General features: G+C 70.3%; 20 protein-coding genes. 7 read left to right on the top strand and 13 right to left on the bottom strand.

What is annotated here, in order from left to right; translation table 11 throughout:
• Positions 1-103: 103 nt before the first annotated feature.
• From ispF to ACIBF5_RS05030, 3 genes are all read right to left on the bottom strand, one after another.
• Positions 104-577 (bottom strand): 2-C-methyl-D-erythritol 2,4-cyclodiphosphate synthase, encoded by a 474-nt coding sequence (gene ispF / locus ACIBF5_RS05040; protein ID WP_121157496.1) that lies wholly within the window; start codon positions 575-577, stop codon positions 104-106.
• A 38-nt stretch (positions 578-615) separates the two neighbouring features.
• Positions 616-1,326, bottom strand: a complete 711-nt coding sequence (gene ispD / locus ACIBF5_RS05035; RefSeq protein ID WP_396808198.1) for a 2-C-methyl-D-erythritol 4-phosphate cytidylyltransferase — start codon at positions 1,324-1,326, stop codon at positions 616-618.
• A gap of 67 nt (positions 1,327-1,393) precedes the next feature.
• A complete protein-coding gene (locus ACIBF5_RS05030; RefSeq protein WP_396808197.1) occupies positions 1,394-1,879 on the bottom strand; it encodes a CarD family transcriptional regulator in 486 nt (161 codons plus the stop codon).
• A gap of 327 nt (positions 1,880-2,206) precedes the next feature.
• On the opposite strand from ACIBF5_RS05030, the gene ACIBF5_RS05025 reads away from it, so the two are divergent.
• Positions 2,207-2,947, top strand: coding sequence for a hypothetical protein (locus ACIBF5_RS05025; RefSeq protein WP_396808195.1), 741 nt, complete (start codon positions 2,207-2,209; stop codon positions 2,945-2,947).
• On the opposite strand, the gene ACIBF5_RS05020 is transcribed toward ACIBF5_RS05025, so the two are convergent.
• From ACIBF5_RS05020 to ACIBF5_RS05010, 3 genes are read right to left on the bottom strand one after another with little or no spacing between them, the layout of a single operon-like run.
• The gene (locus tag ACIBF5_RS05020) at positions 2,934-4,019 is read right to left on the bottom strand and encodes a type III polyketide synthase (protein ID WP_396808193.1); all 1,086 of its coding nucleotides are present in this window, start codon (positions 4,017-4,019) and stop codon (positions 2,934-2,936) included. The two genes, ACIBF5_RS05025 and ACIBF5_RS05020, sit on opposite strands and share 14 nt — an antisense overlap.
• The gene (locus tag ACIBF5_RS05015) at positions 4,013-5,182 is read right to left on the bottom strand and encodes an acyl-CoA dehydrogenase family protein (RefSeq protein ID WP_396808191.1); all 1,170 of its coding nucleotides are present in this window, start codon (positions 5,180-5,182) and stop codon (positions 4,013-4,015) included. Before ACIBF5_RS05015 ends, ACIBF5_RS05020 begins: the two co-directional genes overlap by 7 nt.
• 43 nt (positions 5,183-5,225) lie before the next feature.
• Positions 5,226-6,035 carry a methyltransferase domain-containing protein gene (locus ACIBF5_RS05010; protein WP_396808190.1) on the bottom strand — a complete coding sequence of 270 codons (810 nt, stop codon included), beginning with the start codon at positions 6,033-6,035 and terminating at the stop codon, positions 5,226-5,228.
• Between ACIBF5_RS05010 and ACIBF5_RS05005 the strand changes: the two genes are divergently transcribed.
• The 4 genes from ACIBF5_RS05005 to disA all read left to right on the top strand — a co-directional run bounded on the left by ACIBF5_RS05005 (position 6,034) and on the right by disA (position 10,683).
• Complete coding sequence (locus ACIBF5_RS05005; RefSeq protein WP_396808188.1) at positions 6,034-6,921, top strand: UbiA family prenyltransferase; 888 nt, start codon at positions 6,034-6,036, stop codon at positions 6,919-6,921. The genes ACIBF5_RS05010 and ACIBF5_RS05005 overlap by 2 nt on opposite strands.
• A 152-nt stretch (positions 6,922-7,073) precedes the next feature.
• Positions 7,074-7,784: a hypothetical protein gene (locus tag ACIBF5_RS05000; RefSeq protein ID WP_396808186.1), complete on the top strand. Its 711-nt coding sequence runs from the start codon at positions 7,074-7,076 to the stop codon at positions 7,782-7,784.
• Positions 7,785-7,891: 107 nt separating this feature from the next.
• Positions 7,892-9,334, top strand: coding sequence for a DNA repair protein RadA (gene radA / locus ACIBF5_RS04995; protein WP_396808184.1), 1,443 nt, complete (start codon positions 7,892-7,894; stop codon positions 9,332-9,334).
• Positions 9,335-9,498: 164 nt separating this feature from the next.
• A complete protein-coding gene (gene disA / locus ACIBF5_RS04990; protein WP_396808182.1) occupies positions 9,499-10,683 on the top strand; it encodes a DNA integrity scanning diadenylate cyclase DisA in 1,185 nt (394 codons plus the stop codon).
• 55 nt (positions 10,684-10,738) lie between these two features.
• Here disA and ACIBF5_RS04985 read toward each other — a convergent pair whose 3' ends face one another.
• From ACIBF5_RS04985 to ACIBF5_RS04975, 3 genes are all read right to left on the bottom strand, one after another.
• Positions 10,739-11,482, bottom strand: coding sequence for a hypothetical protein (locus tag ACIBF5_RS04985; RefSeq protein ID WP_396808180.1), 744 nt, complete (start codon positions 11,480-11,482; stop codon positions 10,739-10,741).
• Positions 11,483-11,600: 118 nt separating this feature from the next.
• Positions 11,601-12,203 (bottom strand): peptide deformylase, encoded by a 603-nt coding sequence (locus ACIBF5_RS04980; protein ID WP_396808304.1) that lies wholly within the window; start codon positions 12,201-12,203, stop codon positions 11,601-11,603.
• 74 nt (positions 12,204-12,277) lie between these two features.
• Positions 12,278-12,790, bottom strand: a complete 513-nt coding sequence (locus tag ACIBF5_RS04975; protein ID WP_396808178.1) for a glycine cleavage system protein R — start codon at positions 12,788-12,790, stop codon at positions 12,278-12,280.
• Between the two features lie 160 nt (positions 12,791-12,950).
• On the opposite strand from ACIBF5_RS04975, the gene ACIBF5_RS04970 reads away from it, so the two are divergent.
• The gene (locus ACIBF5_RS04970) at positions 12,951-13,862 is read left to right on the top strand and encodes an A/G-specific adenine glycosylase (RefSeq protein WP_396808176.1); all 912 of its coding nucleotides are present in this window, start codon (positions 12,951-12,953) and stop codon (positions 13,860-13,862) included.
• 305 nt (positions 13,863-14,167) lie between these two features.
• Here the strand turns inward: ACIBF5_RS04970 and ACIBF5_RS04965 are convergent, their stop codons facing one another.
• The 3 genes from ACIBF5_RS04965 to lysS form a co-directional block, all read right to left on the bottom strand.
• A complete protein-coding gene (locus tag ACIBF5_RS04965) occupies positions 14,168-16,699 on the bottom strand; it encodes an ATP-dependent Clp protease ATP-binding subunit (protein ID WP_121157508.1) in 2,532 nt (843 codons plus the stop codon).
• Positions 16,700-17,348: 649 nt separating this feature from the next.
• Entirely contained in the window at positions 17,349-17,702 is a 354-nt protein-coding gene (locus tag ACIBF5_RS04960) for an Lsr2 family protein (protein ID WP_121157509.1), read from the bottom strand.
• Between the two features lie 107 nt (positions 17,703-17,809).
• On the bottom strand, positions 17,810-19,264 hold the full coding sequence (lysS, locus tag ACIBF5_RS04955; protein ID WP_396808302.1) for a lysine--tRNA ligase: 1,455 nt from the start codon (positions 19,262-19,264) through the stop codon (positions 17,810-17,812).
• 179 nt (positions 19,265-19,443) lie between these two features.
• On the opposite strand from lysS, the gene ACIBF5_RS04950 reads away from it, so the two are divergent.
• Complete coding sequence (locus ACIBF5_RS04950) at positions 19,444-20,190, top strand: class I SAM-dependent methyltransferase (RefSeq protein WP_396808173.1); 747 nt, start codon at positions 19,444-19,446, stop codon at positions 20,188-20,190.
• Positions 20,191-20,280: 90 nt separating this feature from the next.
• Here the strand turns inward: ACIBF5_RS04950 and ACIBF5_RS04945 are convergent, their stop codons facing one another.
• Complete coding sequence (locus ACIBF5_RS04945; protein WP_121157510.1) at positions 20,281-21,039, bottom strand: type III pantothenate kinase; 759 nt, start codon at positions 21,037-21,039, stop codon at positions 20,281-20,283.
• Positions 21,040-21,046 lie beyond the last annotated feature (7 nt).

The following is a 21,046-nucleotide window of genomic DNA, read 5'->3' as shown; positions in this document are numbered from 1 at the left end:
TGCCTCGTCGGCGCCCGGTCCGAGACGGGTCGGTGTGGATGGATGTACGGGCGGCGCCGCCCGGCGGCGTCGACGGTTGGGGACAGTTGGCGCTCGACGGCCGTCAGCGCGAGTGGATGAGTGCGGTGGCGATGCCGGCGAGCCCTTCGGCACGGCCGGTGAGGCCGAGTCCGTCGGTGGTGGTGCCGGAGACCGAGACCGGGGCGCCGACCGCCTCGGCGAGCACCCGTTGCGCCTCGTCGCGCCGTGGCCCGATCTTCGGTCGTACGCCGATCACCTGGATCGAGACGTTGCCGATCTCGAAGCCGGCGGCCCGGACCCGGCGCGCGGTCTCGGCGAGCAGTACCACCCCGGCGGCACCGGCCCACTCGGGGCGGTCGGTGCCGAAATTGGCGCCGAGGTCGCCGAGCATCGCCGCCGAGAGCAGCGCGTCGCACGCGGCGTGGGCGGCGACGTCACCGTCGGAGTGTCCGGCCAGCCCGTCGACGCCCGGCCAGTGCAGGCCGGCGACCCAGCAGGGCCGACCAGCTTCGAACGCGTGTACGTCGGTGCCGATGCCGACCCGGGGAACGATCACGGGGACAGGTTACCGAGCGGGTGTGGCGGGGTGCCCGGTCAGGCGACGCCCGGCTCCGGTGCCGTCGCGAGCAGGTGCTCCGCCAGGGCCAGGTCGAACGGCTGGGTGATCTTCATGGCGTACGGCGATCCGGGCACGCAGGTGACGCGTACGCCCTGTTTCTCCACCAGACCCGCGTCGTCGGTGAGCGCGTCGACGGCGCAGGCGTGCGCGGCGGCGAGGACCGCCCGGCGGAATCCCTGCGGGGTCTGTACGGCGCGCAGCGCGGAGCGGTCGACGGTGCCGAGCACCGTGCCGTCGGCGGAGACTTCCTTCACCGTGTCGATCACGGGCAGGACCGGGATGGCGGCGTCGTGCCCGGCGCGGATGGTCGCGGCGACCGACTCGACCAGGACCGGCGGGATCAGTGCCCGAGCGGCGTCGTGCACCAGGACGATCTCCGGTCCCGCCGGTACGGCGGCGAGCGCGGCGGCGACCGACGCCTGCCGGGTGGAGCCACCGACGACCACGATCGACTCGGTGACCGGGGCGAGCAGGTGCCGGACCGCCTCCACCTCGGCGGAGGGCGCGGCGACGACGATGGTGCGTACGGAGGGGGCGGTGGCGATCCGGCGCACCGCGTGCACCAGCAGCGGTTCGCCGGCCAGCAGGCGGAGCGCTTTCGGGGCACCGGGGCCGAGGCGTACGCCGGCACCCGCCGCAGGAACGAGGACCGCGACGTCACCGCGCGGATTGAGCTGCGCGGTCACGTCGCGGTCCTCGTTCTCTTCTGTGGTTAGTTGGGCGCGATTCGCCAGGATTGTCCCTATCCGGGCGTTACGCCTCGGTGAGCACCTTGTCGAGGAGGTTCTCCGCCTCGTCCTTCGTGCTCTTCTCGGCGAGCGCGACCTCGCCGACCAGGATGTCACGGGCCTTGGCGAGCATCCGCTTCTCGCCCGCCGACAGGCCCCGCTCCCGCTCCCGGCGCCAGAGGTCACGAACAACCTCCGCCACCTTAAGGGGGTTCCCGGAAGCCAGCTTTTCCAGATTCGCCTTGTAACGCCGCGACCAGTTGGTCGGCTCCTCGGTGTGAGGGGCGCGGAGGACATCGAAGACCTTGCCTAGGCCCTCTTCACCGACCACTTCGCGGACGCCGACGATCTCGGCATTCTCAGCGGGCACACGGACCGTCAGGTCACCCTGAGCGACCCTCAGCACGAGGTACTGCTTCTCCTCGCCCTTGATGACCCGAGTCTCGATTGCCTCGATGAGTGCGGCCCCGTGGTGGGGGTAAACAACGGTCTCGCCGACACTGAAAACCATAGGTTCGAAACCCCTTTCGCTGTGTCTAGGGTAACACGCTCAGGCACTGATGTCCCACCTCAGTCCTGACCATTAGCGCAGCTCAGAGGCCCTGTGAGAGGTCTTTCTTCCGCTTGACAGGCCGCCGGTCCACGAGTTTCACCACGCTGCGTAACCTCCGGATCACCGGACGGCGGGGTCAGTCGGAAGAATCGGATGTAGGGCGTTGCGGTGCTTCAATCATATCTCTCCCCCTTAGGGGGCGTCAGAGACTAGCGGTACAGGCCCCGGTACGGGACGCTGAACGAAGAGCCCGACCCACTATCACGTGACCGCCCGGGGGGCACGATGGGCACGCCGTGGAACACCGAAGGATGGCCGGAGAACAACGGCCCCTACGACGGGCTGCCCGAACTCCCGCCCGAGTGGGGGCCGGTCGTCATCCCGAACGACCCCGCCGAGCTCGCCGCCGAAGCCGCTCTGATCCGCCGCGAACTGCGCCAAGACGCCCGCCGGGCGGCCTGGCGCCGGCACCTCGGCCTCTCCCGCAGCGGCCACTCCGCACTCCGGATCACTCTGCTGATCATGCCGCTCGCCGTACTCGCCGCGCTGGGCAGCCTCATCGCCGTGGTCTGGCCCGGCCAGCACCGCCAGCCACCCGCCCCGCGCGTCAGCACCGGCGGCACCCCGGGACGTACGCTGCCCGCCCTCGACCTGGTCGACTCCGAAGCCTCCCCGGTGGCCCTACGCGGGCTGCTCCCGGCGGTGATCCTGCTCACCGACGGCTGTGCCTGCGCCAACCAGGTCGCCGCCGCCGCCGGAGCCGCCCCACCGGGAGTCACGGTGATCGTGGTGACCAGCGACCGCTCCCGACCCAGCCCGCTACCGAGCCCACCGGTCGCCGCCGGCTCGGTACGCAACCTGGCCGACCCGGCCGGCGAACTCCGCGGCCTGGTCCAGGTGGCCCCACAACCCGACCACCCCACCGCCGTGCTGGTCGACCACACCGGTCACATCGTGCGGATCCTGCCCGACCTGATCTCACCAGCGGACTACCAGGCCAACCTGCCGCAACTCACCCACCGCTGACCAACGGAACCTCAAGCAACGTCGCGTACAGGGTGAGGCCCGGACCGAATGCGAGCAGAACGACCCGCCGAGGCGGCCGTGGCAGGTTCCGCAGCCGCTCCAGAATCAACAGCACCGTCGGCGACGAACAGTTACCGTGCTCGGCCAGGACCGCACGCGAATCGGCCAACGCCTCCGGCGGCAGCCCCAGCTCCCGTTCGACCACGTTCAGGATCCGTGGCCCGCCGGGGTGCACCGCCCAGCCGTCCACCTCGTCGAGTCGCAGACCGTGCCGCCCCAACAGCTCCGCGACCAGGTCCCGGACGTGCGCCGCGAGCACCTGCGGCACCCGGGGCGACAGCCCCATCCGGAACCCGGTGTCGGTGACGTCCCAGGTCATGTGGTCGGCCGTCGAGGTGTCCGTGACAGCGGCAACCTCGCGGACCGCGTACCCGGGGCGTCCCCCCGGAGTGACCACGACGGCCACCGCCGCGTCCGAGAAGAGCGCGTGCGAGACGATCTGCTGGGTGTCCACCCGGGCCGAGGAGGGCTGCATGTGCAGGCTGGTCAACTCGGCGCAGAGCAGCAGCGCCGGGCGCCTCCGGGCCGCCACGAAATCCCCCACTGTGCCCAACCCGGGCAGCGCCGCGTAACAACCCATGTGCCCGATGAAGACCCGCTGGGTGGCCGCGGACATACCCATGTCCCGGGCGAGCAGGATGTCCAGTCCCGGCGTGGCGTATCCGGTACAGGAACAGACCGCGAACAGGCCGATGTCACCGGCGGAGAGCCCCGCGTCGGTCAACGCCCGGCCGACCGCCTCCTTGCCCAGCGGCAGCGCCTCCACCAGGTACCGGCGCATCCGGCGCTCGGTCGACCAGGTGGAGACGTCCTCCAGCAACGGGTTGACCGCCGCCTGACGGGTGACCACCCCCGAATTCGCGAAGATCCGCTGCGCCAGCGCACGGGTGGCGCCACCGAAATGCTGCGCGAAGAAGCCGGACCAGAGATCGGTCTGGGCGGCCCGGGGCGGCAACGCGATACCGATGCCGGCGATCACCGGCAACCAGCCCTCGTTCTCGGCGCTCACCATCGGGGGGCCGACCCGTCCCGGTCCGGGTCCCCGCCGATCGCCGCCACGCCGAGCCAGTCCGCGCAGACATCCGAGGTTGCCGGATGCAGCGACCCGCAGCGGGCATCGCGGTAGAGACGCTCCAGCGGATGACCCCGACGGGTAGCGGAGGTGCCCGCCGCCTCCAGCATCGACGCGGCGACCTCCGCCGCGGTCGTGCCCGCGAGCAGCTTGGCCCGCCACACCCAGCGGTTCGTCTCCGCCTCACCGGGCTCCTCGTCCACCCGCCGGGCGGCCTCGGCCACCACCAGCCGTGCGGCGGCCACCGCCGCGTCGGCCCGGCCGATCCGCGCCCGAACCGCCGGCAACTCACCCAGGTTGCGCGCCTCGACGTGCGCGACCGCCGCGTCCACCGCCGCCTGGGCCACCCCGACGTAGACCGCCGCGTAGCTCGCCACCAGCCAGTGCGGCATCAACTGCGCCACCACCAGGGCCAACCCTTCCACCCCGCCGAGCAACCGGTCCGTCGGCACCGTCACGTCCAGGTGCAGGTCGTGCGAGGAGGTCGCACGCATACCGAGCGAATCCCAGGTCGGCTCGACCCTCAGCCCCTCCGCCGAGGCGGGCACCAGAAACTGCGACACCATCGACTGGTCGGCCACGCTCCGGGCGGCGACCAGATAGCCGTCCGCGTGCCCGGCGCCGGAACAGAAGGTCTTCGCGCCCTTGATGTGGAAACCCCCGTCGACCTCCTCGTACACGGTGGAGAGCTGGGACAGCCGGGCACCGGCGCCGCGTTCACTCATCGCCACCGCGTACCAGGTCCCGGCCGCCGCGTCGGCGAGCAACCGGTCCCGCGCGCTCAACGCCTCGTCCGGCACACCGAGCGCCTCGGCCAGTTCCTCGGTCACCGCGCCGAGTGCACCGGTCACCGAGGCGTGCATGTTGAACACCAGCGCGGTCGCACCGTTGCCCCGGCCCAGTTCGGTGGCGACGGCGGCATACTCGGCGAACCGGGCGCCCATGCCGCCCAGCTTCGCCGGCACCATCAGCCCGAACAGGCCGGCGTCCCGGAGGTCCACGAAGTCATCAACGGGAAAACTTCCCTCGCGGTCGTGCTCTGCCGCCCGCGCGGCCAACCGCGGCGTCAACCGGCGCGCGGCTCCGAGCGCATCCACCGACATACCTGCCCCCTCTGCCCCGTGACCCGTACCGGCTACCGCCTGCCTACCCGCGCTTCACCCCACGGCCCTGGTAGAGCACCGCCGTCGACCAGGTCGGCACGATCCGGGGCGCGCTCCGCCTCCGACCCGCCCCACCGTCGCCCGCACCACCGATCCGGCCGCTGCCGTTGAGGGCGGCCTGGTGAACCAGCCAGCGCAACAGCCCCGGCACCGCCGGACGGATCCCCCGGACCCGCAACGCCACCCCGTGTCGAGCACACTCCGCCACCAACGCCCGCGCGTCGACGAACAACCTCGGGTCGTGGATGCCGCGTGGCACCCCGCGCACCCGCTCCGCCAGGCGCACCGCGACCAACCGGCTCAGCACCGTGTCGTTGAGCGTGTCCAGGACCAGGGTCCCCCCGGGCTTCAGCACCCGGCACGCCTCGGCCACCGCCGCCCGCCAGTCCGGTACGTGTTCCAACAACTCACCGGCGGCCACCACATCGGCACACCGGTCCACCAGCGGCAACGCGGCAGCGTCACCGTTGACCGCCGCGACACCGTGCCCGGCCGCCTGGGCGAGCGCCGACCGGGTCAGGTCCACCCCGACGTGCCGGTAACCCCGGTTCGCCACGTGCGGGGCGAGCAGACCGGCACCGCAACCCACGTCCACCAGCACCGCTCCCGGCCGGGTCGCCGCCGGCACCAGCCCCGCCCGCGCGGCGGCCAACCAGTGCAGCATCGCGAAGACGCCGTCCGGCCGCCACCACTCGTCGGCCAGGTCGTCGTACTGCCGCGGATCGTTACGCGGCCGGACCGGGGCACCGGCGTGCGTCTGGACGTCGCCCACCTCGGGATCCTCACCCGCCATGGGCTTGAGCCTGGCACGACTCGCCGGTAACCAACAGACTTCCTCTATGTCGCGAATGGTGTTAGGGCTGGTCCGGGCGAGTCACCCAGAACCAGCTTTCGCGGTGACGGGCGTCGCGGCACTGCTCGCCTGGGGGGTCGGACACTCGCCCACCGGCATCGCGACGGTCGCCGGGACCGTGCTGGCGAGCCAGCTCGCCGTCGGCTGGTTCAACGACCGACTCGACGCCGATCGGGACGCCGCCGTCGGGCGGACCGACAAACCGCTGGCAAGCGGCGCGTTGAGTCGCCGCCTGGTGCTGCTGTGCGGGGTCGTCGCCGCACTCGCCACCCCGGCGCTGGCCGTACCGCTCGGCTCGGCGGCGACGGTGGCGATCAGCGTGGCCCTGCTGAGCGCCCTGCTCTACAACTGGCCGCTGAAGTTCACCCCGGTCTCCGTACTGCCGTACGCGGTCTCCTTCGGCGCGCTGCCGGCGTTCGTGGTGCTCGCCCTGCCGGGCGCGCCAGCGCCGCCGGGCTGGCTGATCGCGGCAGGCGCGCTACTCGGGGCGGGCGCCCACTTCGCCAACGTGCTACCCGACCTCGACGACGACGCCCGTACCGGGGTCCGGGGACTACCGCACCGGCTCGGTCCGGCCGGTTCCCGGGTCGCCGCCGCCGGACTGCTGCTCGCGGCGACCGCGATGCTCGTCTTCGGCCCCTCCGGGCCACCGTCGTGGGCCGGTCTCGCGGCCATCGCAGCCGCCGTCGTGGTCCTGCCGACCGGCTGGTACGCGAGCCGCGCGGCGAACCACCGGGGGGACCGCGCGGTCGGCGTGTTCCGGGCGGTGATGGTGGTGGCCGTGATCGACGTGGTGCTCCTGGTCGTCAGCGGACGGGTGGTGTGACCGCGTATTCGCTGGCCGTCTCCGTATGCACCGGTTAACCGGGTCGGCGTACGGCAGCCGACCACACCCCACTACCCTGGAGGCCGGTCTGCGCGGGTATGGCCACCACGCCCGGTGACAGCTGGGCGAGGATCGCAACGAGGAGGACCGACGTGACGCGCTCGATCAGGCGACCCCGGCGGGTCGCACTGCTGCTGGGCGGTGCGGCGACCGCTAGCGCCCTGCTGCTCTCCGGGTGCGGAACGGGCCAGATCGCGGAAACCGCCGCCATGCGGCCCACCGTCTCCGGGATCAACACCCAGACCGGCGACAACAACTTCAAGATCCGCAACCTCGCGGTCGTCTACAAGGACACCAAGGGCTACCCAGCCGGTTCCGACGCGCCGCTCGAGGTTTCGATCTACAACGACTCGATGAAGCCGGTGACGGTCACCGTGACCACCACCAGTGCGAGGGCTGTCGTACTCGGCGGCAAGCTGGCGCCGAGCCCGCAGCCCAGCCCGTCGAGCGCCTCCCCGTCGGCATCCGGCTCGCCGAGCGTGGACCCGTCCGGTAGCGCCAGCGGCACCCCGTCCGGCGCGGCCTCGCCGAGCGCGAGCGCGACCAGCGCGGCCCCGGTCGACAAGCCGGCGAGCATCCAGATCCCGGCGCACGAGTACGTGGTGCTCAACCCGACCAACGGCAGCTTCCTGCAGCTCGCCGGGCTCAGCAGCGACCTCAAGCCGGGTCAGTCGGTGCAGCTGATCTTCGATTTCGGCGGCCAGCGGATCGAAACCGCCGCCCCGGTCGCGATCCCGCTGACGCCCGCGCCGGTCGCCACCCCGGTGGTGCCTGAGGGCGAGGGCGAGGGGCACGGCGGCTGACCGTACGGCCGGCGCGACGCCGACCACGATCAGATCACCGAATTGGGCCGGCGTGGCAGTGACCACGACCGGCCCGATTCGTCGTACGGATTGGCTAACGTCGCGGGGTGACCCCGCCCCCCGTTCCGCGCGCGACCCCGACCCGCTCCCGAGCCAGCACCCGCGAACCACGCCCCACCTACCAGTGCGACGCCTGCGGACACCAACCACCCAAGTGGGTGGGGCGGTGTCCCGAGTGCGGCGAGTGGGGCGCGGTCATCGAGACCACGGTCAGCGGCCCGACGGTCGCCGGCCGGGTGGTCAGTTCGCGGGTGCCGGGCGAGCCGGCCCGGCCGATCGCGACCATCAGCGCGGCCCCGGCGAAGGCCCGACCGACCGGCATCGGCGAGTTGGACCGGGTGCTCGGCGGCGGGCTGGTGCCCGGTGCCGTGGTGCTGCTCGCCGGTGAGCCCGGTGTGGGCAAGTCGACCCTCCTGCTCGACGTGGCGCAACAGTGGGCGGCGGTCGCCGGCAGCCCGTCGCTGGTGGTCAGTGGCGAGGAGTCGGTCAGCCAGGTGCGGTTGCGGGCCGAGCGGATGGGCACCCTGCACGAGCAGCTCTACCTGGCTGCGGAGAACGATCTGGGGGCGGTGCTCGGCCACCTGGACGCGGTCAAACCCGGCCTGCTGGTGCTCGACTCGGTGCAGACCATCGCGACCCAGGCCAGCGACGGCGTCCCGGGCGGTGTGACCCAGGTCCGGGCGGTGACCGCCGCCCTGGTGTCGGTCGCCAAGGAACGTGGGATCGCCACCGTGCTGGTGGGGCACGTCACCAAGGACGGCCAGGTCGCCGGCCCACGGGTGCTGGAGCACCTGGTCGACGTGGTGCTCCACTTCGAGGGCGACAAGCACTCCTCGCTGCGGATGGTGCGCGGGGTGAAGAACCGGTTCGGCGCCGCCGACGAGGTCGGCTGCTTCGAGATGCACGAGGGCGGGATCAGCAGCCTGGCTGACCCGTCCGGGCTCTTCCTCACCCGCTACACCGAGCCCGTCCCGGGCACCTGCGTGACGGTCGCGATGGAGGGACGGCGGGCCCTGCTCACCGAGGTCCAGGCGCTGATCGGCGCGACGGTTGCCGGTTCGCCCCGGCGGACCGTCTCCGGGCTGGACTCGGCCCGGCTGGCCATGGTCCTCGCCGTCCTGCAACGTCGCACCGAGCGGCTCACCCTGCACGACCGCGAGGTCTTCGCGGCCACCGTCGGCGGAATCCGGGTGGTGGAGCCGGCGGCTGACCTGGCGGTCGCGCTCGCGGTTGCCTCCGGCGGGCTCAACCTCGCCATCGCGCCCACGCTGGTGGCGATCGGCGAGGTCGGCCTCACCGGTGAGGTGCGCCGGGTGGGGGCGGTGCCCCGGCGGCTGGCCGAGGCGGCCCGGCTGGGGTTCCGATTCGCCCTCGTCCCGCAGGGTTGCGGCCCGGAATCGACCGGTGTCAGCCAGGACAACATGCGGGTATTGGAGGTCACCGACGTACGATCGGCCCTGCAACAGGCCGCTCGGGTCTCGTCCGAGTGACCGGAAAGTCCCAGAGAGCGCTCGTACGGAATGAATGTGACAGACACCTGGATGGTCAGCGCCCCAGTGGCGTCGACCCCGATCGCGGCGGAGGGAACGGACGACGTGGCACATCACAGTAACCGCGGCAGCACCGAGTGCATGCCGATCCGTAGACTGTCCGGGTGCCGACCGACCGCGACGCGAGCAAAAGCGCTGGCGCGAGTGCCCCTGTCCGCGGCAGTGCCGTGGGCTCGCTGGCACGTACCGTCAGCGCGGGGGTGACCGTGAACGTTCCCGGATCCACCGGCGACCCGCTGCGCGCCAATCTGGCGCTGATGGCACCCGGCACCGCCCTGCGTGACGGACTGGAACGCATTCTGCGCGGCCGTACCGGTGCGTTGATCGTGCTCGGCTACGACAAGGTCGTCGAGACGCTCTGCACCGGGGGCTTCCCGCTCGACGTCGAGTTCTCCGCCACCCGGGTCCGCGAACTGTGCAAGATGGACGGTGCGGTGGTGCTCTCCAGCGACGGCACCCGGATCGTCCGGGCCGCCGTACACCTGATGCCGGATCCGTCGATCCCGACCGAGGAGTCCGGCACCCGGCACCGGACCGCGGAGCGGGTCGCCCGGCAGACCGGCTACCCGGTGATCTCGGTCAGCCAGTCGATGCGGATCATCAGCCTCTACGTCAACGGTCAGCGGCACGTGCTCGACGACTCGGCGGCGATCCTCTCCCGCGCCAACCAGGCACTCGCCACCCTGGAGCGTTACAAGCTGCGACTGGACGAGGTCTCCGGCACCCTCTCCGCGTTGGAGATCGAAGATCTGGTCACCGTACGGGACGCCGTCGCCGTGGTGCAGCGGTTGGAGATGGTGCGCCGGATCGCCGACGAGATCGCCGGATACGTGGTGGAACTCGGCACCGACGGTCGGCTGCTCGCCCTGCAACTCGACGAGCTGATGGCCGGGGTCGACGCCGACCGGACCCTCGTGATCCGCGACTACCTGCCCAGCGGGCGCAAGGCACGGACCCTGGACGAGGCGCTGGTCGAACTCGACCTGCTCACCGCGACCGAGCTGATCGACCTGGTGGCAGTGGCGAAGGCGATCGGCTACCCGGGCGCCTCCGACGCGCTGGACGCGGCGGTCAGCCCGCGTGGCTTCCGACTGCTGGCCAAGGTGCCCCGGCTGCCCGGTGCCGTGGTGGACCGTCTGGTCGGTCACTTCGGCAGCCTGCAACAACTACTCGGCGCCACCGTCGAGGACCTCCAGGCGGTCGACGGTGTCGGTGACGCACGGGCCCGTGGCGTACGGGAGGGACTCTCCCGGCTCGCCGAGGCGTCCATCCTCGAACGCTACGTCTGACACCGGACCCACCCCACCCGACCCGGCCGCTGTCTCCGCCAACGGAGACAGCGGCTCAGTTGGTGATGGTGAACGTCACCGGGTCGCTGTGCTTGGTGCCGAGCCGGGCGAAGATCTGGTACTCGCCGGGTTCCGCGTCGGGCCCCGACGCCGCCGTCCCGCTGCACTTGGTGTCCCGGTTACCGTTCCAGTCGGCCTGGAAGGTGTGCTCCACGTTCGGCACCAGCGACACCACGCTGGTGCCCTTGATGCCGCAGGTGTCGGAGGACCAGACCTTCTCCGCACCGCGCTTGATGAAGAGTTCCTGAAGGTCGGCACCGAGGTCACGGCTACAGGTACGGTCCGAGATGTTCTTGACCTTCAGTTGCAGCCCGACCGTGTCGCCCTGCCGGATCGACTTTGACAACGCCGCCGGTACCACCGAGATCTCCTCGTCCGTGCACGAGCCGGCCGCAGGCGGCGGCACCTCCGGCACCGTACCGGCAGGCGGCGGGCCAGGGTCACCGGCGGGGAGCCCCGGGTCGCCAGCCGCCGACGGATCGGTGCCACCGGGGCCGGGATCCTCGGCTCCCTCGGAAGGGGGTGGTGTGCCGGTCTGTGGAGTGAGCACCGTCGCGGTGGGCGAGGGCGTACCCGTGGGCGTGGTGTTCGGTGTGCCCTTCCCCGCGTTCGGATCGGTATTACCCGGCCCGGTGCACGACCAGAGCACAACGATCAGGAAGAGCAGAGCCGCGCCGAGCACGACGGCTCGACGCCGCCAATAGACGGCGGGTGACAGGGGGCCAACCGTCAAACGCATGATGCCCACACCGTATCGGGACGCACTCGACGTACTCCCGCGACGCGCCGGAATCCAGCGGCCCGGAATCGGCGCGGGCACGCCCGATCCCCTGCCCGGCAAGACAATCCGTTGTGGATCACAGGTAGACCTTGCGTTGGTAGATCGCGTGGGCACCGGCCACCCGGTCGAGAAAGAGCAGGCCGGCGCAGTGGTCGATCTCGTGCTGCAGAGCCCGCGCCTCGAAACCGTCGGCAACCAGCCGGACCGGGTGGCCCGTACCGGGTAGTTGGCCGGTCACCACGAGGCGGCTGGCCCGCTTGACGTCACCGGTCAGGTCCGGAACCGACATGCAGCCCTCGCGACCGGGTCGCCAACGACTCGCCTCGACCACCACGGCGTTGCAGAGCACGAAGGTCCCGTGCACGGTCACCGCCTTCGGATGACCGGTCACATCGACCGCGAAGACCCGCGCACCGACCCCGACCTGCGGCGCCGCGAGCCCCACACAACCAGGCGAGGACCGCATCGTGACCACGAGGTCGGCGGCGAGACGTACGACGTCCGGGTCGGTCGGGTCAACCTCGGCACCGGCCCGACTCAGCACCGGGGCGGGTGCGGCGACGACCGGGCGTACCCGGCCCGCGTCACCGAGCACCGCCACGGTCCAGTCCCCCAGCCCGCCGTCCTCGGCCTCCGCCGCGACCCCTTGTGCCGTCGCCTGAGCGTCTGGTCCGGCCAGCACCGGCTCCACCGCCGGCAGCCGAGTCTCCGGGCCGCTCTCCCGCCGATCGCCCCGGTCGGTGCGCTCGCGGGTCACAACAGGTCCGAATCGGCTCGCCGCAGGGTCACCTCGACGCCCAACCCGGCGGCCACCTCGGTCAACCGGGCGGCGAGCGGGCCGGCGCTCTCCGGTGGCAGGTCCACCTCCGCCACAATCAGGTAGAGCGCCCCGCTGAGCCGGGTGGTCAGGTCGGTGACGTTGCCGCCGTACTCCGCCAGCACACGGGTGATCGTGGCGACGATGCCGAGGCGGTCCGCCCCGTGCACCGCCAGCACGTACGGCTCCCCGGCCGGCGGCTGCTCCCCGTCGGCCCGCACCGCCCGTACCGTGGTGAGAAGCTGGCCATCGGCGCTGAGCGGGTGGAGTGCGGCCTCGACCTCGTCGGCGGCCGGGCCGACACAGATCAGGGTCATCGCGAAGTGGCCGCGCAACCGGGTCATGGTGGAGTCGGTCAGGTTGGCACCGAGCCGGGCGAGCACCTCCGCCACTTCGGCCACGATGCCGGGCCGGTCGGGACCGATGACGGTGATGGCAAGCTGACTCATCCGGGGCATTCTGCCCGACCAGCGCCCCGCTGCCGCCCCGCACCGGCCCGCCGGTCCACCTTCCGGGACGACGGCCGGCGAACCCGCTACGGCCCGCTGGGACGGCCCGCTGGGACGGCCCGCTGGGACGGCCCCGGCGGCCGTGACAGGATCGGGTCCGATGTCCGAACCAACACTCGCCGCCGTGGCCACCCGGTGGTACGACGAGAACGCGCGCGACCTGCCGTGGCGTGAGCCCGGAGTTAGTGCCTGGGCGGTGCTGGTCAGCGAGGTCATGCTCCAGCAGACCCCGGTGGTACGGGTCCTGCCGGCCTGGCACGCGTGGCTGTCCCGGTGGCCCGGGCCGGCCGAACTCGCCGCGGACCCGCCGGCCGAGGCGATCCGGATGTGGGGGCGGCTCGGCTACCCCCGTCGCGCGTTACGGCTGCGGGACTGTGCGGTGGCGCTGGTGGAGCGGCACGCGGGAACCGTCCCGGCCGATCTGCACGCACTGCTCGCCCTGCCCGGCGTCGGTGACTACACGGCACGGGCGGTGCTGGCGTTCGCGTACGGACAACGCCATCCGGTGGTGGACACGAACGTACGGCGGTTGGTGGCGCGTGCGGTGGCAGGTGCGGCCGACGCCGGCCCGACCACTCGCCCGGCGGACCTGGTCGCGACCGAGGAACTGCTGCCGGCGCAACCGGCCGCGGCGGCTCGGGCGAGCGCCGCGTTCATGGAGCTCGGGGCGTTGGTCTGCACTGCCCGTACGCCCCGCTGCGTCGACTGTCCGCTCGCCGCCCGCTGCGCCTGGCTCGCCTCCGGGGAACCGGCGCCAACCGGGCCGTCCCGCCGTCCTCAGCGGTACGCCGGCACCGACCGTCAGGTACGCGGTCTGCTGCTGGCGGTGCTGCGGGAGTCCACCGACCCGGTTTCCCGGGATCGGCTCGACCTGGTCTGGTCCGACGACGTACAACGTGCCCGCGCCCTGGCGACCCTGGTTGAAGACGGCCTGGTCACCAGCCATGGCGACACCCTCTACACCCTCCCCGGCGCCCTTGCCCACACCCCACCCAACGCCCCACCCCTCTAGCCCACTCCCGACCCCCGCTCCCTCCCCACCCTTGCCCCACCACCCCCTCCGCCCTCCCCCTCTCTGGCCCACAGCCCGCCCCGCCTCGCCTCACCCCGCCTCACCCCGCCTCGCCCCGCCCCGCCTCGCCGATCTGGGGCCAATCAGCGCTAGTTGATCTACGACCATGCGGATTTGCCCTAGACCAGGGGCGGGTGTGGGTGGGGGCGGGCGCGTGGGAGGGCGAGGGTTGGGGATGCGCGAAGCGGCTCCGGTCGGGAGATCCCGACCGGAGCCGCTTGGTGGTGCGTGGTGGTGCTTGGTGCTTACTCGTCCGCGCCAGCGGCTGCCGTGTTGCCGAGGTCGGCAGGCACCGCGTCGGGCACCGGCACCGGCTTGTCAGCGCCACGGAACACCAGCTTGGACTTGTCGATGTTCTCCGGGTCGCCTTCGCAGTCCACCACCACGATCTGACCGGGGGTCAGTTCGTTGAAGAGGATCCGCTCGGACAGGTTGTCCTCGATGTCGCGCTGGATCGTCCGACGCAGCGGCCGGGCGCCCAGCACCGGGTCGAAGCCCTTCTTCGCCAGGTACTTCTTGGCGTTGTCGGTGAGCTCCAGCCCCATGTCCTTGTTGCGGAGCTGAGTTTCGATCCGCTGGATCATGATGTCGACGATGTGCAGGATCTCGTTCTGGTTGAGCTGGTGGAACACGATCGTGTCGTCGATCCGGTTGAGGAACTCCGGCCGGAAGTGCTGCTTCAGCTCGTCGTTGACCTTCTGCTTCATCCGCTCGTAGTTCGAGTCGGAATCCTCGGAAGCCTGGAAGCCCAGCGACACCGCCTTGGCGACGTCCCGTGTGCCCAGGTTGGTGGTCAGGATGATGACCGTGTTCTTGAAGTCCACGATCCGGCCCTGACCGTCGGTCAGCCGACCGTCCTCCAGGATCTGCAGGAGGGTGTTGAAGACGTCCGGGTGAGCCTTCTCGATCTCGTCGAAGAGGACCACCGAGAACGGCCGCCGACGTACCTTCTCGGTCAGCTGGCCACCCTCGTCGTAGCCGACGTATCCGGGGGGCGCACCGACGAGCCGGGACACCGTGTAGCGGTCGTGGAACTCGGACATGTCCAGCTGGATGAGGGCGTCCTCGCTGCCGAAGAGGAACTCGGCGAGCGCCTTGGACAGCTCGGTCTTACCCACACCCGACGGGCCGGCGAAGATGAACGAGCCGGAGGGCCGCTTGGGGTCCTTCAGACCCGCACGGGTACGCCGGATCGCCTTGGAAACCGCCTTGACCGCGTCCTCCTGGCCGACGACCCGCTTGTGCAGCTCGTCCTCCATGCGGAGCAGCCGGGAGGTCTCCTCCTCGGTGAGCTTGTAGACCGGGATACCGGTCCAGTTCGCCAACACCTCGGCGATCTGCTCGTCGTCGACCTCGGACACGACGTCGAGGTCGCCGGCCTTCCACTCCTTCTCCCGCTGGGCCTTCTGGCCGAGCAGCTGCTTCTCCTTGTCCCGGAGTTGCGCCGCGCGCTCGAAGTCCTGCGCGTCGATGGCGGATTCCTTGTCCCGACGCACCTGGGCGATGCGCTCGTCGAAGTCCCGCAGGTCTGGCGGCGCGGTCATCCGGCGGATGCGCATCCGGGCACCGGCCTCGTCGATCAGGTCGATCGCCTTGTCCGGCAGGAAGCGGTCCGAGATGTACCGGTCGGCCAGCGTGGCCGCCGCAACCAGTGCGGCGTCGGTGATGCTCACCCGGTGGTGGGCCTCGTACCGGTCACGCAGACCCTTCAGGATCTCGATGGTGTGGGCGAGCGAGGGCTCACCGACCTGGATCGGCTGGAACCGGCGCTCAAGCGCGGCGTCCTTCTCCAGGTGCTTGCGGTATTCGTCGAGCGTGGTCGCACCGATGGTCTGCAGTTCGCCACGGGCCAGCATCGGCTTCAGGATGCTCGCCGCGTCGATCGCGCCCTCGGCGGCACCAGCGCCGACCAGAGTGTGGATCTCGTCAATGAACAGGATGATGTCCCCGCGGGTGCGGATCTCCTTGAGTACCTTCTTCAGGCGCTCCTCGAAGTCACCGCGGTAGCGCGAGCCGGCCACCAGGGCACCCAGGTCAAGCGTGTAGAGCTGCTTGTCCTTGAGCGTCTCCGGGACCTCGCCCTTGATGATGCGCTGGGACAGCCCCTCGACGACCGCGGTCTTACCGACCCCGGGCTCGCCGATCAGGACAGGGTTGTTCTTGGTACGGCGGGAGAGCACCTGCATCACCCGCTCGATCTCCTTCTCGCGCCCGATGACCGGGTCGAGCTTGCCCTCCCGGGCGGCCTGGGTCAGGTTCCGGCCGAACTGGTCCAGCACCAGGCTGGTCGACGGCGCGGCCTCACCCGGCGCGGCTCCGGCGGCGGCCGGCTCCTTGCCCTGGTAACCGGAGAGGAGCTGGATCACCTGCTGGCGGACCCGGTTCAGGTCGGCGCCGAGCTTGACCAGCACCTGGGCGGCGACGCCCTCACCCTCACGGATCAGCCCGAGCAGGATGTGCTCCGTACCGATGTAGTTGTGGCCGAGCTGCAGCGCTTCGCGCAGCGACAGCTCAAGCACCTTCTTGGCCCGCGGCGTGAACGGGATGTGCCCACTCGGCGCCTGCTGACCCTGGCCGATGATTTCCTCGACCTGCTGGCGGACGCCCTCCAGGGAGATGCCGAGGCTTTCCAGTGCCTTGGCGGCGACGCCTTCACCCTCGTGGATGAGGCCCAGCAGGATGTGTTCCGTACCGATGTAGTTGTGGTTGAGCATCCGGGCTTCTTCTTGAGCCAGGACGACAACCCGCCGCGCTCGGTCGGTGAACCGCTCGAACATGCCCTCGTGCTCCTCACGTGCCGTGCGCCATTGATCTTGGCGGGGCCAGCGCCCGGGCGTCCAGGTGACACCCGTGCCATCACTCTATCGCCGCGAACCGACTCTTCTGAGGTCGTGTGTTGCTGGAATGCGCCACGTCCGCGACGTTTTTTCCCAACTGCCCGCGCTCAGAGCATGTTCCCCGGCCCCCGGCTCTACGCGTAGAGCGAAATCCAGTCCGGCGGTCCGACGTCCACAGGCAGTCCCCGAGTTCATCCACAACTTGTGGATAACTCTTCCACTGGTTGTGGACAACGCCGCCGCCCCCGGGTCTCTTCCCGGCTCTGCGGACGATCTTCATCGACCCGCCGGCCCGGCCCGGCCATCCCCGGTCCGACCTCGGCGTTCGTCAGCCGGGCGACCCCTGCGACCATCCCTGCCAGACGCTCTGCGTGCCCGTCCCGGCGCCCTGGCGTAGCGGCCACCGGCCCACCTCGGGGTGGTCGGAACGGCCACAGGTGGCGCGTCGACCGGACCGGAGGGGTCCGGGTCGGGGTCGAGACGCCCAGGTCATCGACAAAACCAGACATTAGCGCATAAAAGTGCAGCGCCGGGCCGGAAGCATGTTAATCGCTCCAGACCCGGCGCAGAGAGCCGGTGGACCAGCACGTCAGCGGCCGGGCCCCTTGGCGTGGAACTCGTCAACGATCTCCTGGGGGATACGCCCACGGTCCGAGATGTCCCGGCCTTCCTTCTTGGCCCAGGCCCGGATCGCCTTGTTCTGCTCCCGGTCGGCAGCGGCGCCACCGCGCCCACGCGCGGCCCGCCCACCGACGACCACACCGCCGCGACCGACCTTCGAACCAGCCGCCACGTACGGGCTGAAAAGGTCCCGCAATTTGCCGGCGTTCTTGTTCGACAGGTCGATCTCGTACTGAACGCCGTCGAGCGAGAACTTGACAGTCTCGTCCGCGTCGCCGCCGTCAAGGTCATCGACAAGCTTGTGAATGATCTGCTTGGCCACGTGCCGTAATCCTCTCGAGCAGGGTGTTCCGCAAACAAGAGCACAATAGCCCGTAACGCGCTCGTTGCGTCAATAGGACCCGGAAATTACTCAACCGACTTACGCGACTACTCCGCGCGGATCAGGGGGAACAGGATGGTTTCCCGAATTCCAAGGCCGGTGAGGGTCATCAGCAGCCGGTCGATTCCCATTCCGACGCCCCCGGTCGGCGGCATTCCGTACTCCAGAGCGCGTAGGAAGTCCTCGTCCAGGCTCATTGCCTCATCGTCACCCTTGGCTGCCAGTTGCGCCTGGGCGATCAGCCGGGCTCGCTGCACGACCGGATCCACCAGTTCCGAGTAGCCGGTGCCGAGTTCGAATCCGAGGACGTACAGGTCCCATTTCTCGGTGAGTCCTGGCTGCTCACGGTGGGCGCGGACGAGCGGACTCGTCTCCTCCGGGTAGTCCCGAACGAACGTCGGTTCGCGCAGACCGGGAACCACCAACTCCTCGAACAGCTCCTCGGCGAGCTTGCCCGGGCCCCACTTCGGGTCAACTCCGAGGCCGACCTTTTCCGCGTACCGCACAAGCTGCGCCCGATCGGTGGAGACCGTCACCTCCTCGCCGAGCGCCTCGGAAATCGAACCGAAGAGGGTCGTGGTACGCCACTGGCCGCTCAGGTCCAACTCGGTGCCGTCGGCGTGGGTGACGACATGGGAGCCACCCACCGCGTACGCCGCCTCCTGCACCAGTTCCCGGGTGAGCTTGGCCATAGTGTCGTAGTCGCCGTATGCCTCGTACATCTCCAGCATCGCGAACTCCGGGGAGTGCGACGAGTCGATCCCCTCATTACGGAAGTTACGGTTGATCTCGAAGACCCGGTCGATCCCGCCGACGACGGCGCGCTTCAGATAAAGCTCGGGGGCGATTCGCAGGTACAGATCGGTATCGAGTGCATTGCTGTGCGTCACGAATGGCCGCGCGGTGGCACCACCGTGCAGCAACTGCAGCATCGGGGTCTCGACCTCGACGAAACTGCGGCCATGCAGGGAATCGCGCAGGCTCCGAACCGCGGCGGCCCTGGTCCGTACGGTTTCACGGGCCTGGGGCCGGACGATCAGGTCGACGTAGCGCTGCCGGACCCGCGCCTCTTCACTCAGTGGCTTGTGTGCCACCGGCAACGGCCGCAGTGCCTTCGCCGTGATGGTCCAGGACTCCGCCAGCACAGACAACTCGCCACGCCGGCTGGTAATCACCTCGCCGGTCACGCCGATGTGGTCGCCGAGGTCCACCTGACGCTTCCACTCGTCCAGCCGCTCGGCGCCGACCCGGTCCAGCGAGATCATCGCCTGCAACTCGGTGCCATCACCGTCACGCAGGGTGGCGAAGCAGAGCTTGCCGCTGTTCCGTACGAAAATGACCCGCCCGGTCACCGCGACGGTGTCGCCGGACTGACTGTCGGTGGCGAGTTCGGCATATCGGGCCCGGACCTCGGCCAGCGTCGCGGTCCGCGAATAACCCACGGGGTACGGCTCGACGCCGTCGGCAAGCAGACGGTCCCGCTTCTCCCGCCGTACCCGCATCTGCTCCGGAAGGTCGTCCACGGGGTCGGCGGGGGCGGGGATGTGCTCGGTCACGGCAGGCTTCCTCAGGACAGTGGGTTCGGCAAAGTTCCCCGAGCCTACTCAAGTGCCTGACGACCGGTCAGCGGATAACCCGTCAGCGGGTAACCAGGGGTTAGCCGGTGGCTAGCATGAACGGCATGGCCGATCTTGAACAGGCACTCTCGTTCGGAACTGCCGCCGCGACCTATGACCAGTTTCGTCCGAGCTATCCGTTGGCCGCGCTGACCTGGGCCATCGACACGGACGCCCCGAGCGATCTGGTCGACCTCGCCGCCGGCACCGGCATCCTGACCCGACAACTGCTCGGACTCGGGCATCGGGTCGTACCCGTCGAACCCGACCCTGGCATGCGGGCGCAACTGGCCGCCGCCACACCGGGCACGACGGCGCTGGCCGGCAGCGCGGAGGCGATCCCGCTGCCGGACGGCGGGGCGGACGTGATCATGTCCGGGCAGGCGTACCACTGGTTCGACCGTGAACGCGCGCACGCCGAAACGGCCCGGGTGCTGCGGCCCGGTGGTCGCTTCGCGCCGATCTGGAACAGCCGGGACGAGTCGGTGCCGTGGGTGGCCGCCCTCAGCGCCCTGTTGGCCGACTTCGCTGGCAAGCCGAGTGTCGACACAGCCCCGGACCTGACCTCGTTCGGCGACGCCTTCGAACCGCTGGAGCGGGCCGAGTTCCGGCACGACACCAGCCACACCGCCGACACCCTGGTCGGCCTGGTCAGCACCCGCTCGTACTACCTGACCGCGTCCCCGGTACGACAGCGGGAGCTGGAGACAGCCGTACGCGACCTCGCCGCGCACCACCCTGACCTGGCTGGCCGGCCGAGCTTCGACCTGCCGTACCGCACCACCGTCTACCGCGCCCGCCGCCGTCCCTAACCCCCGCCCACGCCGGGGGCACCGACGGAAGTTAGGAAGGGGCCCTTGTTATACAGAAAGCGATAACAAGGGGCCCTTCCTTACACCGGCTCAGGTGTTGCGCTCGTAGACCATGCGGAGGCCGATCAGGGTGATCATCGGCTCGTGGTGGGTGATGGTGGCGCACTCCCCGATCACCAGGGAGGCCAGGCCACCAGTCGCGATCACCGCGCGTACCTCGCCCAGTTCCTGGGTCATCCGCTCGACGATCCGGTCCACCTGCCCGGCGAAACCGAAGTAGAGGCCGGCCTGTAGGCACTCGACGGTGTTCTTGCCGATCACCGAACGAGGGCGGGTCGGCTCGACCTTGCGCAGTTGGGCGGCACGGGCGGCGAGCGCGTCGAAGGAGATCTCGATGCCGGGCGCGAACGCACCGCCGAGGAACTCTCCCCGGGCGCTGATCACGTCGAAGTTGGTGGTGGTGCCGAAGTCGACGACGATCGAGGGGCCGCCGTAGAGGGTGTGCGCGGCGAGGGTGTTCACCACCCGGTCGGAGCCGACCTCCTTGGGGTTGTCGATGGCGAGTTGGACGCCGGTCTTCACCCCGGGCTCCACGATCACGCTCGGTACGTCGGCGTAGTAGCGAGCCAGCATGCTGCGCAACGAACGCAGTGCCGCCGGTACGGTCGAGCAGGCGGCGACGCCGGTGATTTCCACCGCGTCACCGGCGAGCAGTCCCCGGAACTTCAGCCCGAGTTCGTCCGCGGTCGAGCGGGCGTCAGTCTTGATCCGCCAGGAGTGGACCAGTTTGTCGCCGTCGAACGTCGCCAGAACGGTGTTGGTGTTGCCGATGTCGATGCAGAGCAGCATTCGTCAG

The sequence above is a fragment of the Micromonospora sp. NPDC050417 genome, assembly GCF_044458865.1.
Classification (GTDB): domain Bacteria; phylum Actinomycetota; class Actinomycetes; order Mycobacteriales; family Micromonosporaceae; genus Micromonospora_G.
This window is presented reverse-complemented; position numbering and strand designations above follow the sequence as displayed.